The sequence below is a fragment of the Nocardioides conyzicola genome, from assembly GCF_039543825.1.
GTDB lineage: Bacteria > Actinomycetota > Actinomycetes > Propionibacteriales > Nocardioidaceae > Nocardioides > Nocardioides conyzicola.
Window position 1 is genome coordinate 2,792,693 of the sequence record NZ_BAABKM010000002.1, and the last position, 23,002, is coordinate 2,815,694.

Below are 23,002 nucleotides of genomic sequence, written 5' to 3' on the forward strand. Positions count from 1 at the left end.
ATGTCCCAGCGGGACCAGTACGTCGTCGGGGTCGACTTCGGCACCCTGTCCGGCCGCGCCGTGGTGGTGCGCGTGGCGGACGGTGCCGAGGTCGGCACCGCGACCCACGCCTACCCGCACGGGGTGCTCGAGCGGACGCTCCCGGACGGCACCGAGCTCGCGCCCGACTGGGCGCTCCAGGTGCCCGAGGACTACCGCGAGGTGCTGCGCACCGCGGTGCCGGCAGCGGTGGCCGCGGCCGGCATCGACGCCGCGGACGTCATCGGCATCGCCACCGACTTCACCGCCTGCACCATGGTGCCGACGCTCGCCGACGGCACCCCGCTCTCCGAGCTGCCCGAGTACGCCGGCCGCCCGCACGCCTACGTGAAGCTGTGGAAGCACCACGCCGCGCAGCCGCAGGCGGACCGGATCAACCGGCTCGCCACCGACCGGGGGGAGACGTGGCTGCCGCGGTACGGCGGCCTGATCTCGTCGGAGTGGGAGCTCGCCAAGGGCCTCGAGCTGTTCGAGGGTGACCGCGCGGCGTACGACCGGATGGAGCGCTTCGTCGAGGCGGCCGACTGGATCGTGTGGCAGCTGTGCGGGACCTACGTCCGCAACGCGTGCTCTGCTGGCTACAAGGGGCAGCTCCAGGAGGGCGGCTACCCGTCGGAGGAGTTCCTCGAGGAGCTGGCGCCCGGCTTCGGGGTCTTCGTCGCCGACAAGCTCGACCAGCCGATCGGCCAGCTCGGCGACCGGGCCGGCTCGCTCACCGCCGAGGCGGCGGCGTGGACCGGGCTGCCGGAGGGCATCGCGGTCGCCGTCGGCAACGTGGACGCGCACGTCACCGCACCCGCCGCCCAGGCGGTCGGGCCCGGCCAGATGGTCGCGATCATGGGCACCTCGACCTGCCACATCATGAGCTCCGACGTGCTGCGCGAGGTGCCCGGCATGTGCGGCGTCGTCGACGGCGGCATCGTCGCCGGCGCCTGGGGCTACGAGGCCGGCCAGAGCGGGGTCGGCGACATCTTCGGCTGGTTCACCGAGACCTCCGTGCCCGCGTCGTACGCCGAGCAGGCGGCGGCCGCGGGGCAGAGCCTGCACGAGCTGCTCACGGACCTCGCCGCGCGGCAGGAGGTCGGCGAGCACGGGCTGGTCGCCCTCGACTGGCACAGCGGCAACCGCTCGGTGCTGGTCGACCACGAGCTCACGGGACTCGTGGTCGGCCAGACCCTGGCGACCCGGGCCGAGGACGTCTACCGCGCGCTGCTCGAGGCGACCGCGTTCGGCACCCGGGTGATCGTGGAGACGTTCCGCGACAGCGGGGTGCCGGTCGAGGAGTTCATCGTCGCCGGCGGCCTGGCCAAGAACCGGCTGCTCATGCAGATCTACGCCGACGTGACCCGGCTGCCGCTGTCGGTGATCGGCTCCGAGCAGGGCCCGGCGCTGGGAGCGGCGATCCACGCCGCCGTCGCCGCCGGCGCCTACGCCGACGTCGCGACGGCCGCCAAGAGCATGGGCAAGGTCGAGCGCGCGGCGTACGTCCCCGACGACGCCCGGGCGGAGGTCTACGACGCGCTCTTCGAGGAGTACCTCGCCCTGCACGACCACTTCGGGCGCCGGGACCGGGCGATGCGGCGGCTCAAGGCGATCCGCCGGGCCGCGGTCGAGCGTCGTCGTACGGCCCGGGCATCGGGGGAGGCGTGATGACGGCCGTCACCGACACCCAGGCCACGATCGCCGCCGTCCGCCGCGACGTCGCCGCCCTGCACGCCGAGCTGACGCGCTACCAGCTGGTCGTGTGGACCGCGGGCAACGTGTCGGCGCGGGTGCCCGGCCACGACCTGCTGGTGATCAAGCCGAGCGGGGTGTCGTACGACGACCTGACGCCCGACAACATGGTGGTCTGCGACCTGAACGGCGCGGTGGTCGACGGCGAGCACGCGCCGTCGTCGGACACGGAGGCGCAGGCCTACGTCTACCGCCACCTGCCCGAGGTCGGCGGGGTCGTGCACACGCACTCGACGTACGCCACCGCCTGGGCGGCGCGGGGCGAGCCGGTCCCGTGCGTGCTCACGATGGGTGCCGACGAGTTCGGCGGGGAGATCCCGGTCGGGCCGTTCGCGGTCATCGGCGACGACTCGATCGGCCGCGGCATCGTCGAGACGCTGCGGGGGAGCCGCTCGCCGGCCGTGCTGATGCAGAACCACGGCGTCTTCACCGTCGGGCCGACCGCCCGCGCGGCCGTCAAGGCCGCGGTGATGTGCGAGGACGTCGCCCGCACCGTGCACATCGCCCGGCAGCTCGGCGCACCGCTCGTCATCGACCCGTCCGACATCGACTCGCTCCACGACCGCTACCAGAACGTCTACGGACAGCAGAAGGACCGCCGATGACCACGAGCTCCACGCCCGCCGAGATCTGGTTCCTGACCGGGAGCCAGGGGATGTACGGACCGGAGACGCTCGAGCAGGTCGCCGAGCAGTCGCAGACGGTCGCCCGCGAGCTCGGCTCGACCATGCCCGTGACCGTCGTGTGGAAGCCGGTGCTCCTGGACGCGGCCGCGATCCACCGGCAGATGCTCGAGGCCAACAGCGCTCCGGAGTGCGTCGGCGTCATCACCTGGATGCACACGTTCTCGCCGGCCAAGATGTGGATCGCCGGCCTCGACGCGCTCCAGAAGCCGCTGCTGCACCTGCACACGCAGGCCGGCATGGAGCTGCCGTGGTCCACGATCGACATGGACTTCATGAACCTCAACCAGGCCGCGCACGGCGACCGCGAGCACGGCTACATCCAGACCCGGCTGGGCATCGCCCGCAAGACGGTCGCCGGGCACGTGCGCTCGCCCGAGGTGGCCCGGCGTACGGCGCTCTGGGCGCGCGCGGCGCTCGGTCGCCACGAGCTGCGGCAGCTCAGGCTGGTGCGCTTCGGCGACAACATGCGCAACGTCGCGGTCACCGAGGGCGACAAGGTGGAGGCGCAGCGGCGCTTCGGCGTCGCCGTCAACACGCACGGCGTCAACGACCTGGTCGCGGTCGTGGACCGGGTCGGCGGCGACGAGATCGACAAGCTGGTCACGGAGTACGCCGACACGTACGCCGTGGCGCCCGAGCTGCTGCCGGGCGGGGCGCGGCACGAGTCGCTGCGCTACGGCGCGCGCATCGAGCTCGGCCTGCGCTCGTTCCTCACCGAGGGCGGCTTCGGCGCCTTCACCACCAACTTCGAGGACCTCGGCGGCCTGCGTCAGCTGCCCGGTCTCGCCGTGCAACGGCTGATGGCCGACGGCTACGGCTTCGGCGGCGAGGGCGACTGGAAGACGTCGGTGCTGCTGCGCGCCGCGAAGGTGATGGAGGGCGGCGAGCCGGGCGGCAGCTCGTTCATGGAGGACTACACGTACCACCTCGTGCCGGGCGCCGAGAAGGTGCTCGGCGCGCACATGCTCGAGGTCTGCCCGTCGATCGCGGGGGCCCGTCCGTCCCTGGAGATCCACCCGCTGTCGATCGGCGGCCGCGAGGACCCGGTGCGGCTCCGCTTCACCGCCGCGCCCGGCGAGGCCGTGGTCGTCGGTCTCTCCGACCTCGGCGACCGGCTGCGGCTGACCCTCAACGAGATCGACGTGGTCGAGCCCGACGAGGCCCTCCCCCACCTGCCCGTCGCCTGCGCCGTCTGGGAGCCGCGGCCGTCGCTGTCCGTCTCCGCCGAGGCCTGGCTGATGGCAGGTGCCCCGCACCACACGGTGCTGTCGAAGGCCGTCGGCCGCGAGGTCTGGGAGGACTTCTCCGAGATGACCGGCGTCGAGGCGCTCGTCATCGACGCCGACACCACGACCCGGCGTTTCCAGCAGGAGCTGCGCTGGAGCGCGGCGTACCGGCGGCTGGCCGAGGGGCTCTAGCCTGCCGGACACGTCGCGCGGGGCGTCAGCGCAGCGCGTACGTCGCCGCCGAGATGCCGATGTAGTGCGCGGCGAACGCGAACACGGTGAACGTGTGGAACACCTCGTGGAAGCCGAACCACTTCGGCCACGGGTCAGGCCGGCGCAACCCGTAGACCACCGCGCCCACGATGTACAACGCACTCCCGACGCTCAGCAGCACCAGAGCTGCGACACCCGCATCACCGAGACGCGTGGCCCCGTCGACGAAGTCGGGGAAGAACACCACGGCTCCCAGGCCGCATCCGACGTAGACCGGCGGCGACAGCCACCGCGGCGCGTCGGGCCACAGGAACCGGGCACCCACACCGAGCGCGGCGCTCGACCAGACCATGACCAACAGCACCGTTCGTTCCGTCCCGTCGAGCAGGAGCAGGGCGGCCGCGGTGCAGGAACCGGCGATGAGCACGAAGATGTTGCAGTGGTCGAGCCGCCGCAGCATGCGCCGAGCACGCGGTGACCAGGTGCCACAGTGGTACGCGGCCGAGACCCCGAACAGCACCAGAGCCGACGCCATGAACACCGCCGACCCGGTCCTCGCGGTGGCGTTCGGGGACAACACGACCAGGACGACGCCGGCGGCGATCGTCAGCGGCACCGTACCGAGGTGGAGCCAACCGCGCAGGTGCGGTTTGACGTCCGCCATCGACTCCCGCAGATGGCCCGCGAGGGCGACGGCCAGTTCCGGCACGTCCCTGGACGGGGCATCCGATGACCTCGGCGTAGTGCGGTCGTTGGCGTTGAGTGGTCGCATGGCGCGGGTTCTCCGACGGCGACGCACGAGGTCCGGGCGCGTGACATCCAGGTAGGGTCAGGCCGGCAACCAGCCGACCATTCGTCACACAGTAGCTCCGGGGTGGTTCACGTTCGGTCAGGGTTCTCCAGCCCGGCCAGAACCTCCTGCGCGACGTCAACCAGGCGACGCCTGGACGACCGGGCGCGTGAACGCATCACGTCGAACGCGTCCGATGTCGAGATCCGGTCAGCCTGAGCGAGCGCCCCCTTCGCCTGCTCGATGACGACCCGGCTGTTCAGCGCGCTCTGCAGCTGCTCGGTGAGCACCTCGGCTTGACCGAGGTTCCGTTCATGCAGGATGGCGATCGTGGCAACGTCGGCGAGAGCCTGGACGACCTTCACCTCGTCCGCCTCGAAGCGCGTGTCCTCGGCCCCGAACAGGTTCAACGCACCGATGACCTGGTCGCGCAGTCTCATCGGAAACGCGTGCACCGACTGGAACCCAGCCTCGATGGCGCGCGGCGCGAAGGTCGGCCACCGGTCGCCGGCGTGCGCCAGGTCCGCATTCACGACGGGTACGCCGGTTGTCAGGCAGTCGAGGCACGGCCCTTCTTGGTTCTGGATCTGCAGGAGCTCGAGCATCTTGCCGGACTCGTTGCTCGATGCCATGAACCGGACCCGGCCGCGGTGGTCGGAGAGCACCAGCCCGACGGCGGCCGCGCTGCTGACCACGGCTGCTTTCGCGGTGAGGTTGTCGAGGAAGTCGACGACGTCGAACTCGTCGACCAGGGTGTCAGCGACCTCGACGAAGAAGTCGGAAAGGTCCGTCACGGAGATCATGGCTGGTATGCCTCACTTCTCGTCGTCGAAGACTGTGACACAACAAATCAGTGCTCATCTCGGGGGAGAGTGAGCCGTCCGGCCACGATCTCGCCGGCCAACGTCGCGAGGTCCTGTCCGGTCGCCCAGGCATGTGCCCGCATCCGCGCAAGCGCCTCCGCCAGCGAGATCCCGAGGTCCACCATCAGCATGCCCTGCGCCTGGTAGATGTGCGCATGCGTTCCGAGGGTCTTGTCCAGATCGTGCTCCAGCTGGAGGCCGTCCGTTGGCATGGAGCTGTCCAGAAGGGTCTCGGTGGCCAGGTCCGCGAACACCAGCGCCGTGTGCAGCCCCTCTGTATCCAGTCCCGGGCTGTCGGCGGCGTACAACGCCAGGACACCGAACACGGACGCCCCGACCTGCAACGGGAACGCGTACACCGCGTTCACCCCGGCATCCAGGGCCTCCGCCACCCATCCGGGCCACCGCAACGCCCCCTCCACCCTCAGGTCCGCGACAAGGACCGGACGGCGAGACGCGAACGCGGCTGACGTCGGGCCCTCCCCGGCACCGAACTGTGACTCCTCCAGGCGCCGTGAACCGGGTCCCGATGCCGCCGACACGACATGGGTCTCCGTACCGGGCATCAGCGTCACGGCGGCACCGAAGAGGTCCAGGTCCTGACACACACAGCGGCACAACCGCTCGAGGGTGGCAACAGTCCCGCCGCCGACGTCGCCGTTGCCCCGTTGGGCGCGCAGCAGACGCTCGACACGATGACGTGTCAGCTCGGCATCTGCCATCGGGACCTGACTTCTCGACATCGATGACGTACGGGCGTCGGCAGGGTCCTGGTCGACGGTCGATCATGATGAGGTTACCCGCCAGCTCGGCCCAGATGGGAAGAAAGTCCTTCGACGACGCCCGCCGGCTCTCGCGAGCCGCCTCGGCTAGCGCCTGGACATCGGCATGCGTGGGAGTGCGTACGGACTCTCCGGCCGGTGGGCCGGAGAAACGGGACACACCCAGTCAGAGGACCTTCTCGAACTCCGCGGCCTGGCGGGCGGTCTCGGCGCGGTCGGCGTCGGTGGCGCCGTCGGGGTGCACGGCGTCGATCGCCTCCCGCGTGGTCGCCACCCGGTTGCCGTGCTTGAGCGAGCGCACGTAGACCCGCTGGCCGATCGGGTCGGGGGCCGCGAGGAGGTCGAGGACCTCGGTGTCGTCCTCGAGCGGGGTGGACAGGAAGCGCTCGCCCGTGTGGTCGAGCCGGCCGACCACGATGCCGGACCGGCGGCCGCTACGGCCGTAGCGCACGGCGTACGTCTCGATGGTGGCCCAGCCCTCGGGGTGCTCGGTGAAGGCGGGCACCGGCCAGGCGTCGATCTCGGCCTGCAGCTCGGCGCTGCGGTCCGCCCGCCACGGGGCCGGGCGGGCGGAGTAGACGCCGACGGAGTACTTCGCCTGCATGCCGCCGTTGGCGGTGACCAGGCCGAGCTCGCCCGGGTCGGTCCGGCAGCGCTGCACCGCCTCGGCGATGGCGTGCATCGAGTAGTTGTTGCCGGCGCCGCCGAAGAACGGCAGGCCGCCGGTCACCGTGAAGCCGCGGGGGTCGTCGACGTCGAGGTCGAGGCCCTCCAGCACGGTGGAGACCGCGACTGGGAAGCACGAGTAGAGGTCGAGGAACGTGAGGTCGGCCAGCCCGACCCCGGCGACGTCCAGGGCCTCCTGGACGGCGAGCACGGCGGTCGGGTAGCTGCTCAGGTCCTCCCGGTCGAGGAGGTCGGGAGCGCGGAGGTCGGCGTGGCCGTGCAGGAACACCCACCGGTCCTCGGGTACGCCGAGCCACCGTGCGGCGCCGACCGACATGAGCAGGGCGGCGGCGCCCTGGTTGACCTGGTCGCGCGCGATCAGGAAGCGCGGGTAGGGGTCGACGATCGGGCGGTTGCGATCGGTCGGCGTCGCCAGCTCCGACGCCGTCCGCGACGTCGGCGCCGCCGAGAGCGGGTTGCCGGCCGCTACCTGGCTGAACGGCGCGAACAGCTCGCCCATCCCGGCGGCGTACTCCTCCCGGCTCAGGCCGAGCCGGGCGCGACGGGCGTTCTCGAAGAGCGCGTACTGGATCGGTGCGTCCGTCATGCCGTGGATCGCGGTGTGCCAGGTGACCAGCCCGCGCAGGCCGATGCCGCGGTCCTCGAGCTGACCGCCGACCTCTTCGGTGAAGTCTGGTGCGCCCTCGGCGTCCGTGAAGTGCCGGGTCGTCGAGATGGCCTCCGAGCCGGCGACCAGCACGACCTCGCGCTCGCCGGCCGCGATGGCGGCGGCCATCTCGGTGACCAGCCGCTGTGGCGCCTGGCCGCCGACCACCTCGAGGATCGCGTGGGCCGGGTCGGCGCCGATCCGCGCCGCCACCGCCCGCGGGAAGTTGTCGGCCCGACCCAGCGGAGCCTCCGCGATCGGCGTGGACGTCTCGAACTGGCGGACCCCGGCGATGGTGTCGATCGCGGCCGCGACCGCCGCGACCGGTGCACCCGTGTCGGCGAGGGCGTACGCCGCCGCGCGGCCCGCGAGGTCGGCCGCCGAGAGGCCCTCGTAGCCCGGGTCGTCGATCCGCTCGGCGCACTGGCCGACACCGACGAGCACGGGCGTGGTGGGGTCGAGGTCGCTGGCAGGCATGGCGAGACCGTAGCGACGCGACCCTCACCCGGTCCGGGTGACCCCACCGTCCGGCGCTCGGTGCTGTGCTGGACGCATGAGTGAGACCGAGTCCGCCGGCACCCGACCGGCCGCGCGCAACGACAGGGCCGTCCGGGTCGTCGGGATCATCGTCGCCGTCCTCGGCGCGGTCTTCCTCGTCGCCGGCATCGCGACGTACGTCGTCGTCTCGAGCACCCTCGCGGACGAGAAGATCACCGTCTCCGACGACGCCGCCCACTTCGCGGGCAAGGACGTCAAGGGGCCGTTCACGGCGTACGCCCAGGCCGACGTGATCGCCCAGCACGCGGAGGAGATCGGCGGCGGCAAGACCTACTCCGAGCTGCCGCAGGACGACCCCAACCGGCAGACCGTGATGACCGCGTCCTTCCTGCGGGCGAGCCTGTTCACCTCGGTCGTCGCGTTCGGCGTCGCCGCCTTCGTGTCGGTCGTGGGTGTGCTGCTCATCCTGCTGGGCTGGGCGCTCACCCGGCTCGCCCGCACCGCCTGATCCGCGTCAGTCCTGGTCGCGCTCGGCGAGGAGCACGGTCTTCTGCGTCCGGGTGCGTTGGAGGTCGAGCATCGAGGCGGCCGCCGTCGCGACGGCCTCGGCCCGACGAGCCTCTGCCTCGGCCTCGGTGAGCGGGTCGCTCTCCGCCCCCACCTCGCTGGCGGTGGCCGCGTCCTCCTGCACCTGACGGTCGTCGGCGACCGCCTTCTTGACCTCGCGGCGGGTCTCCTTCAACGACGTCCGCAGGGCCCGGGTGCTCATGGTCTCGGCCAGCCTCCGGCGCTGGACCTCGGGGTCCCAGCGCACGGTCGGCCACTCCGGGTCCATGTCGACCAGGGTCTGGGCGAGGATCTCGGTGATCGCGAGGCGCGTGTACCACTTGTGGTCCGCCGGGATGACGTACCACGGGGCGGCCTCGGTGGAGGTCCTCCGGAAGACGTCGGCGTACGCCTCCTGGTAGTCGTCCCACTGCCGGCGGGTCGGCAGGTCGTTGGTGCTGTACTTCCAGCGCTTGTCGGGGCGGTCGAGCCGCTTCATCAGGCGCAGCCCCTGCTCGTCGTGGCTGACCATCAGGCCGAACTTGAGCACGGTCGTGCCCGAGGCGACCAGGTCGGCCTCGAACGCGTTGATCTCGTCGTACCTCTCCTCCCACACCTTCGGGGGCACGAGCCCCTCGACGCGGGTGATCAGCACGTCCTCGTAGTGGGACCGGTCGAAGACGCCGATGAGCCCCGGGGCGGGGAGCTCCTTCTTGATCCGCCACAGGAAGTGGTGCTTCTGCTCCTCCTCCGTGGGCGGTCCGAACGAGCGCAGGGCGACGCCCTGGGGGTCCACCTTGCTCATCACGTGGCGGGCCACGCCGCCCTTGCCCGCGGTGTCGAGACCCTGCACGACCACCAGCACCGATCGCCCGCCGCCGGTGCGGCCCTCGGCGAAGAGCCGCTCCTGCAGCTCGCTCAGCAGGTCGCCGCGCTCGTGCCCGAACTTCTTGGCGGCCTTCTTGCCGGCCTCCCACCCGGGGGTGGCGTCGCGATCGAGCTCGCCGAGGTCGTAGTCGGGGTGGGTACGCAGGAGGTCCCGCGGGTCCTCGCTCCAGGCGCCGTTGCTCTTCTTGCCCATGTCAGTTTCCCTCTCCTGGGCGGGGCCCGCCGTCGGGGTCGAACAGCAGGTCGTACAGCCGCGGTGCCCAGAGGAGCTGGGTGGCGGTGAGCTCGGGTGTCGCGAGCCGGCGCAGGCGGCCCGGTGGCCGCTGCTGCTCGTGGTCCGCCGACGCGAACGCGGTCGCCCGGGCCAGGACCTGGAGGCGGCGGCGGGCATGGCCCGGGAGCCGCCGGCTCACGGACGTGGGCACGGGCGCCGGTCGACGCGGGAGCCGGTCGCGCACCCGACGGCGCGCACCGGGACCGCCGGCGTACCAGCCGTCGAGGTCGGCCGCGCACGCCACCATCGCGTCGAAGAGCTCGTGCGGGTCCTCGGGCACCTCGTCCGGGCCGCAGCCCAGGTGCTCGGCGACGAGGGTGCGGAGCAGGACCCTCGGGAAGGAGTCCTCGGGCGCCGCGTCCCCGACGTCGCCCCGGTCGTCGACCACGGTGCAGGCGATCTCGCTGTCACTGGTCCAGGAGCGGCGGTTGAGGTTGTCGGAGCCGACGCTCGCCCACCGGTGGTCGATGATGCAGGTCTTCGCGTGCACGTAGGTCGGCAGCCCGTTGTCGTTGGTGAGCCCGAAGAAGGCCACCCGGTCGCCGCCCGCCTCGACGATCTTGCGCATCGCCAGCGCGCGGCCGTAGAGCTGCGGCAGCTCGACGGCCGTCCCCTCGCGGTCGGGGACCATCGGCAGCACGACGACGAGCCGCAGGTCGGGGTTGCGGCGCAGGGCGCCGGCGAAGTGCTCGCCCACCTCCTCGGACCAGAGGTACTGGTCCTCGACGTAGACCAGCCGCTCGGCCTGGGCGATGGCCTTCGTGTTGCCGAGCATCACGGACCGCTCGCCCTCGGGCGCGAAGTCGTACGACTTGGGGTAGATCACCGGGAAGGTCCGGACGATCTGCACGATCTCGTGGCCGTCGGGCCGGGCGGGTGGCGGGGGCGCCTGGTCGCCGAGCGGCCGGGGTGTCAGGTCCTCGCGGTGGACGAAGCTGGACAGCAGCCGCCCGGGGTTGAGGGTCAGGGGAGTGCTGTCCTCCCACCGCTCCCGGAAGGTCGTCTCCACGTCGTGGACCGCCGGACCCTGGATCGCCACCTGCACGTCGTGCCAGGCGGGGGTCGGGCCGTACGCGCGGGCCATCTCGACCGGCTGTCGGTCGCCCTGGTGCTTGGCGTCGTCGCGGCGTCCGTGGCAGAGGTCGATGCCGCCGAGGTAGGCGACGTCGCGGCTCGGGTCGTCGGCGTAGCGCAGGACGACGAGCTTCTGGTGGTGTGCACCGCGGGTGCGGACCCGCATGTCGCGCAGGCACTGCCCTCCCGCCTCGCCGATGTCCTCGCCCAGCTGGCGGTGACGGTGCGCGCTGAAGCCGAGCCGGTGCCAGTGCGAGCGCCAGAGCAGTCCCCGCACGTCGACGCCACGGCGTACGGCGTCGACGAGCGTGGTGTTCAACGTCGACCGAGGGTCGTCGGTGAGCTGTTGGTCGGGGTCGCCCTGCCAGTCGGCGAAGTAGAGCCGGTCGCCCGGTCCCATGGCGCAGATGCGCTCGTGCAGCTCCGCGAAGTAGTCACGACCGTGGACGATCGCTCGCACGCTGTTGCCGTCGCTCCACGCCGAACCGTCGCCGCGCGCCGCATCGATCGCGGTGTGCGAGTTCTCCCTCTCGGCGCTCTCGAGCAGCCAGTCCCTCACCTCCACGGCGCAGATCCTGCGTCATATCGGGACCGCGCAAACATCTGCCGCCGCGCGCGTTTGCGCAGGTCAGGCGCTGCGCAAGATGCGGAGGTGGAGGGGACCCAGACTCGTGCGCGCCGCCTGAGCCGTGCCGTGGTGTACGCCGTGGTGGTCGCGGTCCCCCTCGGCCTGCTCGCCTTCCTGGTGCGCTCCAACTTCGGCCCGCTGGTCGACCTCGACGAGCGCGTCATCGTCGCCGCCACCGACGTCACGCGGTCGCACCCGGGCTTCCGCTCGATCGCGGAGACGTGGGAGCTCGTCAGCCAGCCCTGGGTGATGTACGTCGTCCTCGGCGTGCCCGCGTGCCTCGTCGCGTGGTTCCGTCTGCACCTGCGGACCCGTGCCCTGTGGGCGCTGGCCACGATGGCCACCGGATGGGCGGTCGCGGTCGCCCTCAAGATGGTGGTCCAGCGGGCCCGACCCGCCATCGACGACCCCTTCGCCTCCCACGCCGGCTACTCGTTCCCGTCCGGTCACGCCACCAACAACGCGATCGTGGTGACGACCGTCGTGCTGCTGCTGTGGCCCGTCCTGGGTGCGACCGCGCGCCGGGTGGTGCCCGTCGCGGGCGGCCTGTGGGTGCTGATCACCTGCGCCGACCGCCTGTTCATGGGCGCGCACTTCCTCTCCGACGTCGTCGCCGGAGTGCTGCTCGGGTGCGGGCTCTCCATCGCGTCGTACGCCGGCTACGTCGGCTGGAGCCCGCCCTCTCCCACCACCCCCTCGAAGGAGTCCGCAGATGACGATGCTCACCAGGTGGCGTGACGACCAGTCGCGCCCGTCGGCGAAGGAAGCGGGACGCGACCTCGCGCTCCGCGTGCTGCTGCCGATCGCGCTGTGGTGGCTGGTGGTGCTGGCGATCGGGTGGGCGCTCACCGATGGCCCCCTGAAGCACCTCGGGACGTCCGAGGAGCAGATCAACAAGTCCCTGGCCTCGTCGCGGACCTCGCTCCTCAACAACGTCACGCTGTTCTTCTCGTGGACCGGGGCGACCGTCAGCATCGTCGGCCTGTGCCTCGTCGTCGTCGCGCTCGTCTGGTGGCGCACGCGGCAGTGGTGGTACGCCGTGGTGCCGCTCATCGCCATCTCGGCGCAGGCGCTGGTGTTCTTCTTCACCACCCTGCTGATCGACCGCGAGCGGCCGGACGTGGAGAAGCTCGACGACTCGCCGCCGACGTCGAGCTTCCCGAGCGGCCACACCGGCGCCGCCACCGGGCTGTACTTCACGCTGGCGCTGATGGCCCTGCGGATCCGCCAGCCCGCCCTGCGTGCCGTCGTGGTGGTCGTGTGCCTGCTGGTGCCGTTCCTGGTCGCGACCGCACGGCTCTACCGCGGCATGCACCACCTCAGCGACGTCACCGTGGCGATCGTCGACGGTCTCCTCGCCTGCTTCCTGGCCTGGAACTGGCTGCGCCGCGATCCCGCACGATCGGGAGCCTCCGCCGACGGGTCCGTCGCCTCGGAGAGACGTCCGGACCAGGCGGTCGCCTAGGTATGGCGGCGCCCCTCGCGGGGTAGATCAGGAGGGGACGGGAGACTGAGGGAGACCATGGCGCAGCAGAACATCACAGGCCACGTGGACCGAGCGAGCACCGCCGCGAAGGGGGCAGCGCGGAAGGCCGGCGACCATCCCGTCGTCGAGTGGGGCGCACGGCTGGGCTACGCCGCCAGCGGGGCGTTGCACCTCGTGCTGGCGTGGATCACCGTGCAGATCGCCTTGGGCGAAGGTGGACAGGCCAGCCAGTCCGGCGCACTGGCCACCGTGGCGCGGCAGCCCTTCGGGCAGTTCCTCCTCTGGGTGCTGGCCATCGGCTTCACGCTGCTCGCACTCTGGCAGGTGACCGAGGTCTTCCTCGGCCGGGAGGCCTTCGACAAGGCCAAGGCGGCGGGCAAGGCCGTGATGTACGCCGCGCTCGCCTACACCGGCTTCGTCTTCGCACTCGGTGGACACACGTCCAGCAACAAGCAGACCAAGGACTTCACCCGGACACTGATGGACGCACCCGCCGGGCGGGTGCTGGTCGGACTGGTCGGGCTCGGCATCATCGGGATCGGGGTCTACCACGTCTACAAGGGGTGGAAGCAGAAGTTCCTCGAGGACCTCCAGGAGCACCCCGGCCACGGGGCGGTCGTGGCCGCGCGCGTCGGCTACATCGGCAAGGGCATCGCACTGGTCGCGGTGGGCGTGCTCTTCGTCGCCGCGGCGTTCAAGCAGCACCTCGGGAAGACCACCGGTCTCGACGGGGCGCTGAAGTCGTTGCGCGACCTGCCCGCAGGGACCGTGATCCTCATCGGCATCGCGCTCGGCCTCGCGGCGTACGGCGTCTACTCCTTCGCCCGGGCTCGCTATGCACGGGTCTGAGATCACGGTCGTCGTCAACCCGATCAAGGTCGACGTCGACGAGGTCCGCGAGACGCTGGAGCAGGTGGCCCGGGACGCGGGCGTGCCGACGCCGAGGCTGGTGGAGACGACCGAGGACGACCCCGGCTTCGGCCAGACCCGGGACGCGGTGGAGGCCGGCGCCACCGTTGTGTGCGCCCTCGGCGGCGACGGGACCGTCCGAGCGGTGGCGCAGGCGCTCGTGGGCACGGGCGTGCCGATCGGCCTGCTGCCCGGCGGCACCGGCAACCTCCTGGCGCGCAACGTCGGCGGGCGGGTCGATCCTCTGGAGGACGCCGCGCGGGTGGCGTTCACCGGACAGGACCGCACCATCGACGTCGGGTGGCTGGTGCTCGACCCGACCGAGGACCAGCTCGAGGGCGTCCCCGGCGCTGCCGACAACGTGCACTGCTTCACCGTCATGGCCGGGGTCGGCTTCGACGCCCAGATGATGGCCGACGCGCCCGAGGGTGTGAAGGACAAGGTCGGCTGGGCGGCCTACGTCGCCAGCGGCGGCAAGCACCTGACCGACCCGCCGTTCGCCCTCGACCTCGTCGTCGACGGTGAGCCGTCGGCGGCCCGCAAGGCGAGGACCGTGGTCGTGGGCAACTGCGGCGAGCTGACCGGCGGGATGGTGCTGCTGCCCGACGCGCTGTTCGACGACGGCAAGCTCGACGTCGCGACGGTGAGCCCGGAGAGCCTGACGCAGTGGATCGGCGTCGCGGCGCGCGTGCTGGCCAACCGCGACGACAGCCCCACCCTCGAGCGGAAGGCTGGTGTGGACGTCAAGCTGACCGTCGACCCCCCTCAGCTGTGCGAGGTCGACGGCGACGTGCTCACCGAGGCATCGTCGCTCCGGTTCGTGCTCCAGCCGAACGCGCTCGTGGTGCGGGTCGCCGGCGACGACTGACCCGCTCCGGCGAAGAAGTCTGCTGGCGAGCGATGCGTTTCCGACCCCTGGCGGGTCACAGGAGGCATGACCCTCGACAGCTCCTCCGACGGCGCCCGGCGGCTCCGGCAGTCCCTGCTCGTCTCCCTCAACGGCGTGACCAGCGAGCCGCTCAGCTGGGCCGGTCCCTACTTCGGGCCGGGCAGCGCCGCCGCGTCGCTGAGCACGCTCCAGGCCTGCGACGCCCTGCTGATGGGGCGGGGGACGTACGAGATCTTCTCGCGACAGTGGCCCGCGGCGTCGGGCGAGTACGCCGACCACCTGAACGCGATGCCGAAGTACGTCTTCTCGTCGACGCTCACCGAGGCCGGGTGGACCAACACCGTCGTCGTCCCCGGGGACGTCGCCGAGGCGGTCTCCGAGCTGAAGGGGAGCCCCGGCAAGGACCTGATGATCTACGGGCACGGTCGGTTCGGCCAGACCGTGACGGACGCCGGGCTGGTGGACGAGCTGACGCTCATGGTCGTCCCGGTGTTCGTCGACGACGGAGTGCCGATGTACCGGCCGGGCGGGTCCGGGCAGGCGTGGGACCTGGTCAGTGCGGGCCCGGGCCAGGACCCCGGCCTGGCGACGTTGACCTATCGGTCGAGGAGGGGCTGACCCGTCCTGGCAGGCTGGACGGGTGAACAAACTCGCGTCCGCGACCTCGCCGTACCTCCTCCAGCACGCCGACAACCCGGTCGACTGGTGGGAGTGGGAGCCGGCGGCGTTCGAGGAGGCCCGACGACGAAACGTGCCGGTGCTGCTGAGCGTCGGGTACGCCGCGTGCCACTGGTGCCACGTGATGGCGCACGATTCGTTCGAGGACGAGGCGACGGCGGCGTACCTCAACGAGCACTTCGTGAGCATCAAGGTCGACCGCGAGGAGCGCCCCGACGTGGACGCGGTCTACATGCAGGCGACCACGTCGATGACCGGGCACGGCGGCTGGCCGATGACGTGCGTGCTCGACCACGACGGCAACCCCTTCTTCGCCGGCACCTACTTCCCCGACCAGCCGCGGCACGGGCAGCCGTCGTTCCGCCAGGTGCTCGAGGCGCTCGCGGACGCGTGGGCCACCCGCGGCGACGAGGTCGCCCGCGTCGCGACGACCCTGCGCGAGCACCTCAACCAGCGGGCCACCCTGGCGGCCGGCGCCGTCACGGGGGCGGTGCTCGACGCCGCGGTGCTCACGCTGGCGGGGGAGTACGACGCACAGTCGGCCGGCTTCGGCCGGGCACCGAAGTTCCCGCCGTCGATGGTGCTCGAGTTCCTGCTGCTGCACGGCTCGAAGCAGGCACGCGGGATGGCCGCGGCGACGCTGGAGGCGATGGCCCGCGGCGGCATCCACGACCAGCTCGCGGGTGGCTTCGCGCGCTACAGCGTGGACCGCGACTGGGTGGTCCCGCACTTCGAGAAGATGCTCTACGACAACGCGCTGCTGCTGCGGGTGTACGCCGAGTGGGGGACCGACCTCGGGGTCCGGGCCGCCGAGGGCATCGCCGACTTCCTCCTCGGGGAGTTGCGGACGCCGGAGGGCGGGTTCGCGTCCGCGCTGGACGCCGACTCCGAGGGCGCGGAGGGCACCTACTACGTGTGGACCCCGGCGCAGCTGACCGAGGTGCTCGGGCCGGACGACGGGCCGTGGGCCGCCGGCCTGCTGTCGGTCACGGACGCAGGGACCTTCGAGCACGGCAGCTCGACGCTCCAGCTGCTCGCGGAGCCGGACGACCTCAAGCGGTGGTACCGCACCCAGCGGCTGCTGCGGTCTGCGCGTGACCGCAGGGAGCGCCCGGCGCGCGACGACAAGGTCGTCGCGGCGTGGAACGGGCTGGCGATCAGCGGCCTCTGCCGCGCCGGCCGGCTGCTCGACCGGCCGACGTACGTCCGGGACGCCCGCGTGGTCGGCGAGCTGCTGTGGCGGGTGCACCTGGTCGATGGGCGGCTGCGCCGGGTCTCGCGGGACGGCGTCGTCGGCGCGCCGGCCGGCGTGCTCGAGGACTACGGCTGCGTCGCGGCCGGCTTCCTCGACCTGCTCCAGGTCACCGGCGACCCGGTGTGGTTGGAGCGTGCCGGAGTCCTCCTCGACATCGCGCTCGAGCACTTCGCGGCCGACGACGGTGGCTTCTTCGACACCGCGGACGACGCGGAGGCGCTGGTCGCGCGCCCGCGCGATGCGTCGGACAACGCCTCGCCGTCCGGCCTGTCGTCCCTGGTCCACGCCCTGACGACGTACGCCGCGGTCACGGGCTCCGGTCGGCACCGGGACGCCGCCGAGGCCGCGCTCGAGACGGTGGCGGCGATCGCCGAGCAGGCGCCGCGGTTCGCGGGCTGGTCGCTCGCGGCGGCCCAGGCCGCGCTCGACGGACCGGTGGAGGTCGCGATCGTGGGACCCCCCAGCGCGGAGCGCGACACGCTGGAGCGCCAGGCCAGGCGCCACCTCGGTGCGGTCGTGGTGGTCGCGGACGGCCCTGACGAGCGGATCCCGCTGCTGGTCGGCCGGGTCGCGGTCGACGGCCGCCCGACGGCGTACGTGTGCCGAGGCTTCGTCTGCGAGCGTCCGGTGACGACCGTCGAGGAGCTCGCGGAGGCCCTGTTGCGCCGACCCTGACAGCACTACTGTGACCGTCATGACCCAGGCACCCGCTCGACCGCAGTCCGGCTCCACCTTCGAGTCGCTCAACCCCGCCACCGGTGAGGTCGTCGGCACCCACCCGGTGCAGACCGAGGAGGAGGTCCGGGCCGCCGTCGCCCGCGCCCGCGGCGAGGCCGCGTGGTGGGACGGACTGGGCTTCGACGGCCGCAAGAAGCACCTGAACGCCTGGAAGACGCTGATGACCCAGCGCCTCCCCGAGCTCGCCGAGCTGGTGAGCCAGGAGATGGGCAAGCCGGCCGCCGACGCGATGCTCGAGGCCGCGCTGGCCGTCGACCACATCGCCTGGGCTGCCGGTCACGCCAAGAAGGTGCTCGGCCGCCGCAAGGTCTCCTCCGGGCTGCTGATGGTCAACCAGTCGGCGTCGGTCGCCTTCAAGCCGCTCGGCGTCGTCGGCGTCATCGGCCCGTGGAACTACCCGGTCTTCACGCCGATGGGCTCCATCGCCTACGCCCTCGCAGCCGGCAACGCGGTGGTCTTCAAGCCGAGCGAGTACACTCCGGGCGTCGGCGGCTGGCTCGTCCAGACCTTCCACGAGGCCGTCGGTCGACCGGTGCTCCAGCTGGTCACCGGCCTCGGCGAGACCGGCTCCTTCCTGTGCCGCGCCGGCGTCGACAAGCTCGCGTTCACCGGCTCCACGGCCACCGGCAAGAAGGTGATGGCCGCCTGCGCCGAGACGCTCACGCCGGTCGTGATCGAGGCGGGCGGCAAGGACTCCGTGATCGTGGACGCCGACGCCGACGTCGAGGCCGCCGCCGACGCCGCCCTGTGGGGCGCGTGCAGCAACGCGGGCCAGACCTGCATCGGTGTCGAGCGGGTCTACGTGCACGAGAAGGTGTACGACGAGTTCGTCTCGACCATCCTCGCCAAGGCCTCCGGCCTGGAGGCCGCCGAGGGCGCGAAGATCGGGCCGATCACGATGCCCAGCCAGGTCGGCGTCATCCGCAGCCACGTCCAGGACGCGCTCGACCGCGGCGGGCGGGCCCTGCTCGGCGGCGTCGACGCCGTCGGGGACCGGTTCGTGCAGCCGACCATCCTGGTCGACGTACCCGAGGACTCCCTGGCGGTGCAGGAGGAGACCTTCGGCCCGACCCTGACCATCGCCAAGGTGCGGACCATGGACGAGGCGGTCGAGAAGACCAACGCGACCCGCTACGGCCTGGGCAACACGGTCTTCAGCAAGGCCAACGGCATGGCGATCGCCGAGCGGGTGCGCTCCGGGATGACCGCCGTCAACGGCGTGATCACCTTCGCCGGCATCCCGAGCCTGCCCTTCGGTGGCGTCGGTGACTCCGGCTTCGGTCGGATCCACGGGCCCGAGGGCCTCAAGGAGTTCACCTACGCCAAGGCGATCGCCCGGCAGAAGTTCAAGCCGATGATCAACCTGACCAGCTTCGAGCGCACCGAGAAGGCCGACAAGCAGCTCGTCCAGGTGCTCGGTCTGCTGCACGGGCGCGGCAAGAAGAAGTAGCCAGGCGGTCCGGCCCGAGCCGGAGTCCGGCCTAGCACCTGCGGTGGAAGGTGACCTTGCCGTCGGGTTGGTGGGTCGTCTCGTACGTCGGGTCGTGGGCTCGGGCGTGATGCCTCGGGCACAGGAGACCGCCGTTTGTCAGATCCGTCGGGCCGTCGTCGGTCCAGCGGGTCCAGTGATGTCCGTGGCACATCCAGGGTGGCCAGTCGCATCCTTCGGCGACGCAGCCGCCGTCGCGGATGCCGAGGGCGGTGAGCTGGGCTCGGGTGAAGAACCGCTTGGCGCGGCCGACATCGAGGACCTCGGACTTGCCGTTGAGGACGACGGGGAGGATGCGGGCGGTGCAGGCGAGTCTTCTCACCTGGCGGGGGCTGATGCGCTCGCCGGTGTCGAGGACCCCGGCCTTCTCGAGTCTTCCGGTCAACACGTCGAGGTCGATGTGGATGACGATGGTGGCGTCGCTTCCGCCGACCTTCGGCAGATCCTTCGCGGAGATGCGTTCGATGAGCTCGGCGAACGCCCGGCCCATCCGCTCCGGACCCGGGCGCCGTTCGACCCCGGCGCCGTGGGTGGCGGCCTGGTGCTTCGGCGCGGCGATTGCCAAGAGCATCTTCTTGAGCATCGCGGCCTGGACGGTGGGGAGGGTGAACCGGGCGTGGGTCTTGCCGTGGCCGTCGTCGGTCATCGTGAGCCGCATCGCTTGGGCTGCTTTGGCTTCTTCCTTCTCGAGGAGGTCGGCCTCGTGCTGGTCCGCCAGGTCCGGGGCGACCACATCCAACAGGCGGCGGCCGAGGATCCGCAACGTCTTCGCGTCGTGCTCAGCAGCGGCCTCCACCAGATGACGCTCGGCGCGGATCACCAGGTCCGGCTCGAGATCCTCGGGCAGCTCCTTCACCGCCCGGACGATGACCTGTGCCTGCTCCGGGCGGAGGTCACCAGCAGCGAGGGCGTCGCGGACCACGTCGTGGGTGTCCAGGTCGTAGCCGAGGTGCACTACTCCGGCCGCGGCCGACCGGGTCATCCGAGTCTGGTGCGCCAACCAGGTCGCGGTCGACGTGGCACCCACATCGGTGCCGACCTGGACCTCGTCCGCGTGCCGCGCGACCCGAGCCCGGAGCTCCACGACCTGCGCCTCCAGCCGCGTCAGCTCGACCAATGTGGACGCCGCGTCGGCAGACGTCATGGACCACACCGACGCGTCCACCACGGCATCGGCAACCGCGCGCATCCGCGCGGTCGCCGTGGCCACCTGGTGGTGGGGTGTGGTCATCGCTGTCATGTGACTAGCCAAGCACTGGCCACCGACAGTCAGAGGCCTCAGAAGGGCTTATCCACAGGGGTTCAGGTCACGAAACGGTCACGATCTCGATGGCGGGAGGGCGGTCAGCTTTCCGGGGTTTCGACGCGGGCCTAGCGGCCCTGCTCAACCAGCGGAGGTGGGTTGCGGCCGGAAACCCCGGCGCCGACCGCAACCCACCGCCCGCCGTACCCGCGTAACTGCCATGGCGGCGGCCAACCCGAGCGGACCCGCAGCCCTAGACGCCTCACCCCGCAGCGGCGCGCGCCTCGCCGGCGGCGATCTCGGCGTGCAGGTCCAGGCAGTAGCGGCCGAAGTCGATCTGGATGGTGTGGCGCGGGGCGTCGTAGTACTGCTCGAGGTGGGCGGCCTCGTCGGCGCGCATGATCCGCTCCTGCTCCTCGACGGAGGGGAGCGCGTAGGTGCCGGCGAGGAGCTTCGCGAGCAGCTTGGACTGCTGCTCGGCGAGGTTGACGATCGTCGGGGACGACTGGGCCAGGCCGAGGTAGAAGAGGTGGTCGACGCCTGGCTTGATCATCCGCTTGAAGAGCGGGTAGCGGTGCTCGTCGTCGGGGTGCAGGTCGGTCTCGGCGGAGTCGAAGAACGGGAAGCTCATCTCGTAGCCGGTCGCGCAGACGATCACGTCGGCCTCCACGGACGACCCGTCGGCCAGGTGCACGGTCGACCCGTCCAGCGACACGATCTCGGGCAGCATGTGGATGTCGCCCGAGCCGGCCTTGGTGAGGAAGTCGGCGCTCACCGACGGGTGCGCGGCCAGCGGCTCGTGGTCCGGCTCGGGCAGGCCGTAGCTGCTCATCGAGCCGACGAGCTCCCGGATCAGGGCCCGCGACGCCACCAGCGCCTGCTCCTTCGGGATGTCCGGCGGCGCCATCACCTTGTCGGCGGGCTGGCCGTTGCGGTACTTCGGCAGCACCCAGACCCCCCGCCGCGCCGAGACGTAGAGCCGCGACGCCATCCACGGGGACGACAGCTCGCTCGCGATGTCCATCGCCGAGTTGCCCATGCCGACCACGATCACCCGCTTGCCGCGCATCTCGACGGGCTCGAACGGCGAGATGTACGAGTGGCTGTGCAGCAGCTCGCCGTCGAACTGCCCGGGCCAGGAGGGGAGCCGCGGCTTCCAGTGGTGCCCGTTGGCGACCACGAGGTCGGTGTACGACCGCGTCTCGCCCGTCGACAAGGTCACCTCCCACCCGGACGGCGTACGGCGGGCCAGGTCGACGCCGACGCCGAACGTGATCGCGTCGCGCAGACCGAAGTGGTCGACGTAGTCGCGGAAGTACTGGTGGATCAGCGTGTGGTGCGGGAAGTGCGGGTAGTCCGACGGCGCCGGGAAGTCCTCGAACTCCAGGCGCGACGTGGACGTGTCGATGTGCAGCGACTCGTAGACCGAGGACCGGCCGTTGGGGTTGCGGAAGTACCAGTTGCCGCCGACGTCGTCGGACAGCTCGAACTGGTCGTAGTCGATGCCGTAGTCCTTCAGCCGCTTGGCCGTCGTGATGCCGGAGCAGCCGGCGCCGATGATGCAGACCTTCATCGCGCAACACCTTCCCCGCAGTCGAACGCCGTCCGCACGTACGCATCGGTGCGTGCGGAGGACGTGAAGTGGTTGTCCATCCGGTTCATCGCATAGGCGACGGTCGTCCGCCGGTCGAGGTCGTTGACGACGATCGCCCCGCCGTACCCCGTCCACCAGCAGACCCGTCCCTCCGGCACCGCCGGCGCCGACGCCGGTTGCGGCAGCCCGTAGCCGATGCCCCACCGCAACGGCACGAGCAGGACCAGGTCGGGTCCGTCGGCCTGGACCTCGAAGATCCGGTCGATGGTCGCCGGGGACAGCAGGCGTACGCCGTCGATCTCGCCGCCGTGCGACACCACCGACTGGGCGCGGGCGATCGAGCGGGCGTTGCCGTGGCCGTTGGCGCCGGCGACCGACACCCGCCGCCACGGCGCCGTGTTGCAGAAGCCGCCCACGTCGAGCAGCGGGTTGACGATCGTCGGCACCAGGAGGTTGCCCTCCGGCAGCAACGAGAGGTCGAGCCCGCCCGGTGGCGGCGGGATGAGGTCCGCGCACCGCGCCAACGAGGACTCGGGCACGCCGAGGTGGAAGTCGGCGCCCAGCGGCTCGGCCACGAGCGTGCGGTACTGGTCGGCGAGCGGGACACCCGTCGCCGCTCGCACCAGTCCGTCGAGCAGGTGGCCGTAGCTGACCATGTGGTAGCCGGACGCCGTCCCCGGCTCCCACCACGGCTCCTGGTCGGCCAGCATCCGCTCCGAGCGCTCGAGGTCGAGCAGCACCGGCACGTCGAGGGTCTCGGTCCACCCCGCCTGGCCGGAGGTGTGCGCGAGCAGGTGGCGCACCAGCACGTCCGGGCTCCGGAACTCGGGCCAGTACGACGCCACCGGGGCGTCCAGGTCCAGCACGCCGCGGTCCACGAGCACGAGCACGGTGAGGGCGGCCATCGTCTTGGTCACCGACCAGACCTGGACGATCGTGTCCTCCTGCCAGGGCTCGCCGGGCCGGGCCTCGCCGCCCCACAGGTCGACGACCAGCTCCCCGTCGTGGACCACCGCGACCGAGGCGCCCGCCTCGGACCCGTCAGCCAGGCGCGACGCCAACAGGTCGCGGAGCGGTCGGTACGACGGATGGCAGCTGCCGTGGACAGTCATGCCGCCCACCATAGGAACAGGTTCTAGTTTTCGGA

Annotated in this window: 19 protein-coding genes and 1 pseudogene; 11 read left to right on the top strand and 9 right to left on the bottom strand. The window is 71.5% G+C overall.

Features of this window, described 5'->3' with window-relative positions:
* The 3 genes from araB to araA are packed head-to-tail and all read left to right on the top strand — an operon-like array spanning window position 1 to window position 3,877.
* A complete protein-coding gene (araB, locus tag ABEA34_RS16665) occupies window positions 1–1,689 on the top strand; it encodes a ribulokinase (RefSeq protein WP_345522517.1) in 1,689 nt (562 codons plus the stop codon).
* A complete protein-coding gene (locus ABEA34_RS16670) occupies window positions 1,689–2,378 on the top strand; it encodes an L-ribulose-5-phosphate 4-epimerase (RefSeq protein ID WP_345522519.1) in 690 nt (229 codons plus the stop codon). Before araB ends, ABEA34_RS16670 begins: the two co-directional genes overlap by 1 nt.
* Window positions 2,375–3,877: an L-arabinose isomerase gene (gene araA, locus ABEA34_RS16675; RefSeq protein WP_345522521.1), complete on the top strand. Its 1,503-nt coding sequence runs from the start codon at window positions 2,375–2,377 to the stop codon at window positions 3,875–3,877. The genes ABEA34_RS16670 and araA overlap by 4 nt, the downstream gene beginning before the upstream one ends.
* A 25-nt stretch (window positions 3,878–3,902) precedes the next feature.
* Here araA and trhA read toward each other — a convergent pair whose 3' ends face one another.
* The 4 genes from trhA to ABEA34_RS16695 all read right to left on the bottom strand — a co-directional run bounded on the left by trhA (window position 3,903) and on the right by ABEA34_RS16695 (window position 8,143).
* Window positions 3,903–4,697: a PAQR family membrane homeostasis protein TrhA gene (gene trhA / locus ABEA34_RS16680; protein ID WP_345522522.1), complete on the bottom strand. Its 795-nt coding sequence runs from the start codon at window positions 4,695–4,697 to the stop codon at window positions 3,903–3,905.
* An 80-nt stretch (window positions 4,698–4,777) separates the two neighbouring features.
* Entirely contained in the window at window positions 4,778–5,491 is a 714-nt protein-coding gene (locus ABEA34_RS16685) for a GAF and ANTAR domain-containing protein (protein ID WP_345522523.1), read from the bottom strand.
* 47 nt (window positions 5,492–5,538) lie between these two features.
* On the bottom strand, window positions 5,539–6,273 hold the full coding sequence (locus ABEA34_RS16690) for a GAF and ANTAR domain-containing protein (RefSeq protein ID WP_345522524.1): 735 nt from the start codon (window positions 6,271–6,273) through the stop codon (window positions 5,539–5,541).
* A 226-nt stretch (window positions 6,274–6,499) separates the two neighbouring features.
* Window positions 6,500–8,143, bottom strand: coding sequence for an acetyl-CoA acetyltransferase (locus ABEA34_RS16695; RefSeq protein WP_345522525.1), 1,644 nt, complete (start codon window positions 8,141–8,143; stop codon window positions 6,500–6,502).
* A gap of 76 nt (window positions 8,144–8,219) precedes the next feature.
* On the opposite strand from ABEA34_RS16695, the gene ABEA34_RS16700 reads away from it, so the two are divergent.
* Entirely contained in the window at window positions 8,220–8,672 is a 453-nt protein-coding gene (locus ABEA34_RS16700; protein WP_345522526.1) for an aromatic ring-opening dioxygenase LigA, read from the top strand.
* A gap of 264 nt (window positions 8,673–8,936) precedes the next feature.
* Here ABEA34_RS16700 and ABEA34_RS16705 read toward each other — a convergent pair.
* Window positions 8,937–9,791, bottom strand: a pseudogene (locus tag ABEA34_RS16705) (PPK2 family polyphosphate kinase); the annotation flags it as partial.
* A gap of 1 nt (window position 9,792) precedes the next feature.
* The gene (locus ABEA34_RS16710) at window positions 9,793–11,511 is read right to left on the bottom strand and encodes a phospholipase D family protein (RefSeq protein WP_345522528.1); all 1,719 of its coding nucleotides are present in this window, start codon (window positions 11,509–11,511) and stop codon (window positions 9,793–9,795) included.
* Between the two features lie 87 nt (window positions 11,512–11,598).
* On the opposite strand from ABEA34_RS16710, the gene ABEA34_RS16715 reads away from it, so the two are divergent.
* The 7 genes from ABEA34_RS16715 to ABEA34_RS16745 all read left to right on the top strand — a co-directional run bounded on the left by ABEA34_RS16715 (window position 11,599) and on the right by ABEA34_RS16745 (window position 18,979).
* Window positions 11,599–12,312, top strand: coding sequence for a phosphatase PAP2 family protein (locus tag ABEA34_RS16715; protein ID WP_345522529.1), 714 nt, complete (start codon window positions 11,599–11,601; stop codon window positions 12,310–12,312).
* Entirely contained in the window at window positions 12,287–13,039 is a 753-nt protein-coding gene (locus ABEA34_RS16720) for a phosphatase PAP2 family protein (RefSeq protein ID WP_345522530.1), read from the top strand. Before ABEA34_RS16715 ends, ABEA34_RS16720 begins: the two co-directional genes overlap by 26 nt.
* Before the next feature lie 57 nt (window positions 13,040–13,096).
* The gene (locus ABEA34_RS16725) at window positions 13,097–13,909 is read left to right on the top strand and encodes a DUF1206 domain-containing protein (RefSeq protein WP_345522531.1); all 813 of its coding nucleotides are present in this window, start codon (window positions 13,097–13,099) and stop codon (window positions 13,907–13,909) included.
* Window positions 13,896–14,837 (top strand): diacylglycerol/lipid kinase family protein, encoded by a 942-nt coding sequence (locus tag ABEA34_RS16730; protein ID WP_345522532.1) that lies wholly within the window; start codon window positions 13,896–13,898, stop codon window positions 14,835–14,837. The genes ABEA34_RS16725 and ABEA34_RS16730 overlap by 14 nt, the downstream gene beginning before the upstream one ends.
* Before the next feature lie 66 nt (window positions 14,838–14,903).
* Window positions 14,904–15,476: a dihydrofolate reductase family protein gene (locus tag ABEA34_RS16735; protein WP_345522533.1), complete on the top strand. Its 573-nt coding sequence runs from the start codon at window positions 14,904–14,906 to the stop codon at window positions 15,474–15,476.
* 22 nt (window positions 15,477–15,498) lie between these two features.
* Window positions 15,499–17,466 (top strand): thioredoxin domain-containing protein, encoded by a 1,968-nt coding sequence (locus ABEA34_RS16740; RefSeq protein ID WP_345522534.1) that lies wholly within the window; start codon window positions 15,499–15,501, stop codon window positions 17,464–17,466.
* Between the two features lie 19 nt (window positions 17,467–17,485).
* Entirely contained in the window at window positions 17,486–18,979 is a 1,494-nt protein-coding gene (locus tag ABEA34_RS16745; protein WP_345522535.1) for an aldehyde dehydrogenase family protein, read from the top strand.
* Window positions 18,980–19,010: 31 nt separating this feature from the next.
* On the opposite strand, the gene ABEA34_RS16750 is transcribed toward ABEA34_RS16745, so the two are convergent.
* The 3 genes from ABEA34_RS16750 to ABEA34_RS16760 all read right to left on the bottom strand — a co-directional run bounded on the left by ABEA34_RS16750 (window position 19,011) and on the right by ABEA34_RS16760 (window position 22,967).
* Entirely contained in the window at window positions 19,011–20,258 is a 1,248-nt protein-coding gene (locus tag ABEA34_RS16750) for an HNH endonuclease signature motif containing protein (RefSeq protein ID WP_345522536.1), read from the bottom strand.
* A gap of 265 nt (window positions 20,259–20,523) precedes the next feature.
* A complete protein-coding gene (locus tag ABEA34_RS16755) occupies window positions 20,524–21,834 on the bottom strand; it encodes a flavin-containing monooxygenase (RefSeq protein ID WP_345522537.1) in 1,311 nt (436 codons plus the stop codon).
* A complete protein-coding gene (locus ABEA34_RS16760; protein ID WP_345522538.1) occupies window positions 21,831–22,967 on the bottom strand; it encodes a serine hydrolase domain-containing protein in 1,137 nt (378 codons plus the stop codon). The genes ABEA34_RS16755 and ABEA34_RS16760 overlap by 4 nt, the downstream gene beginning before the upstream one ends.
* Between the last annotated feature and the right edge of the window lie 35 nt (window positions 22,968–23,002).

What these genes read in the sequence shown, in the direction of transcription:
- araB (WP_345522517.1), top strand. Translation starts at nt 1, where the DNA reads ATGTCCCAGCGGGACCAGTACGTCGTCGGGGTCGACTTCGGCACCCTG.
- ABEA34_RS16670 (WP_345522519.1), top strand. Translation starts at nt 1,689, where the DNA reads ATGACGGCCGTCACCGACACCCAGGCCACGATCGCCGCCGTCCGCCGC.
- araA (WP_345522521.1), top strand. Translation starts at nt 2,375, where the DNA reads ATGACCACGAGCTCCACGCCCGCCGAGATCTGGTTCCTGACCGGGAGC.
- ABEA34_RS16685 (WP_345522523.1), bottom strand. Translation starts at nt 5,491, where the DNA reads ATGATCTCCGTGACGGACCTTTCCGACTTCTTCGTCGAGGTCGCTGAC.
- ABEA34_RS16690 (WP_345522524.1), bottom strand. Translation starts at nt 6,273, where the DNA reads ATGGCAGATGCCGAGCTGACACGTCATCGTGTCGAGCGTCTGCTGCGC.
- ABEA34_RS16695 (WP_345522525.1), bottom strand. Translation starts at nt 8,143, where the DNA reads ATGCCTGCCAGCGACCTCGACCCCACCACGCCCGTGCTCGTCGGTGTC.
- ABEA34_RS16700 (WP_345522526.1), top strand. Translation starts at nt 8,220, where the DNA reads ATGAGTGAGACCGAGTCCGCCGGCACCCGACCGGCCGCGCGCAACGAC.
- ABEA34_RS16720 (WP_345522530.1), top strand. Translation starts at nt 12,287, where the DNA reads ATGACGATGCTCACCAGGTGGCGTGACGACCAGTCGCGCCCGTCGGCG.
- ABEA34_RS16725 (WP_345522531.1), top strand. Translation starts at nt 13,097, where the DNA reads ATGGCGCAGCAGAACATCACAGGCCACGTGGACCGAGCGAGCACCGCC.
- ABEA34_RS16730 (WP_345522532.1), top strand. Translation starts at nt 13,896, where the DNA reads ATGCACGGGTCTGAGATCACGGTCGTCGTCAACCCGATCAAGGTCGAC.
- ABEA34_RS16735 (WP_345522533.1), top strand. Translation starts at nt 14,904, where the DNA reads ATGACCCTCGACAGCTCCTCCGACGGCGCCCGGCGGCTCCGGCAGTCC.
- ABEA34_RS16745 (WP_345522535.1), top strand. Translation starts at nt 17,486, where the DNA reads ATGACCCAGGCACCCGCTCGACCGCAGTCCGGCTCCACCTTCGAGTCG.
- ABEA34_RS16750 (WP_345522536.1), bottom strand. Translation starts at nt 20,258, where the DNA reads ATGACAGCGATGACCACACCCCACCACCAGGTGGCCACGGCGACCGCG.
- ABEA34_RS16755 (WP_345522537.1), bottom strand. Translation starts at nt 21,834, where the DNA reads ATGAAGGTCTGCATCATCGGCGCCGGCTGCTCCGGCATCACGACGGCC.
- ABEA34_RS16760 (WP_345522538.1), bottom strand. Translation starts at nt 22,967, where the DNA reads ATGACTGTCCACGGCAGCTGCCATCCGTCGTACCGACCGCTCCGCGAC.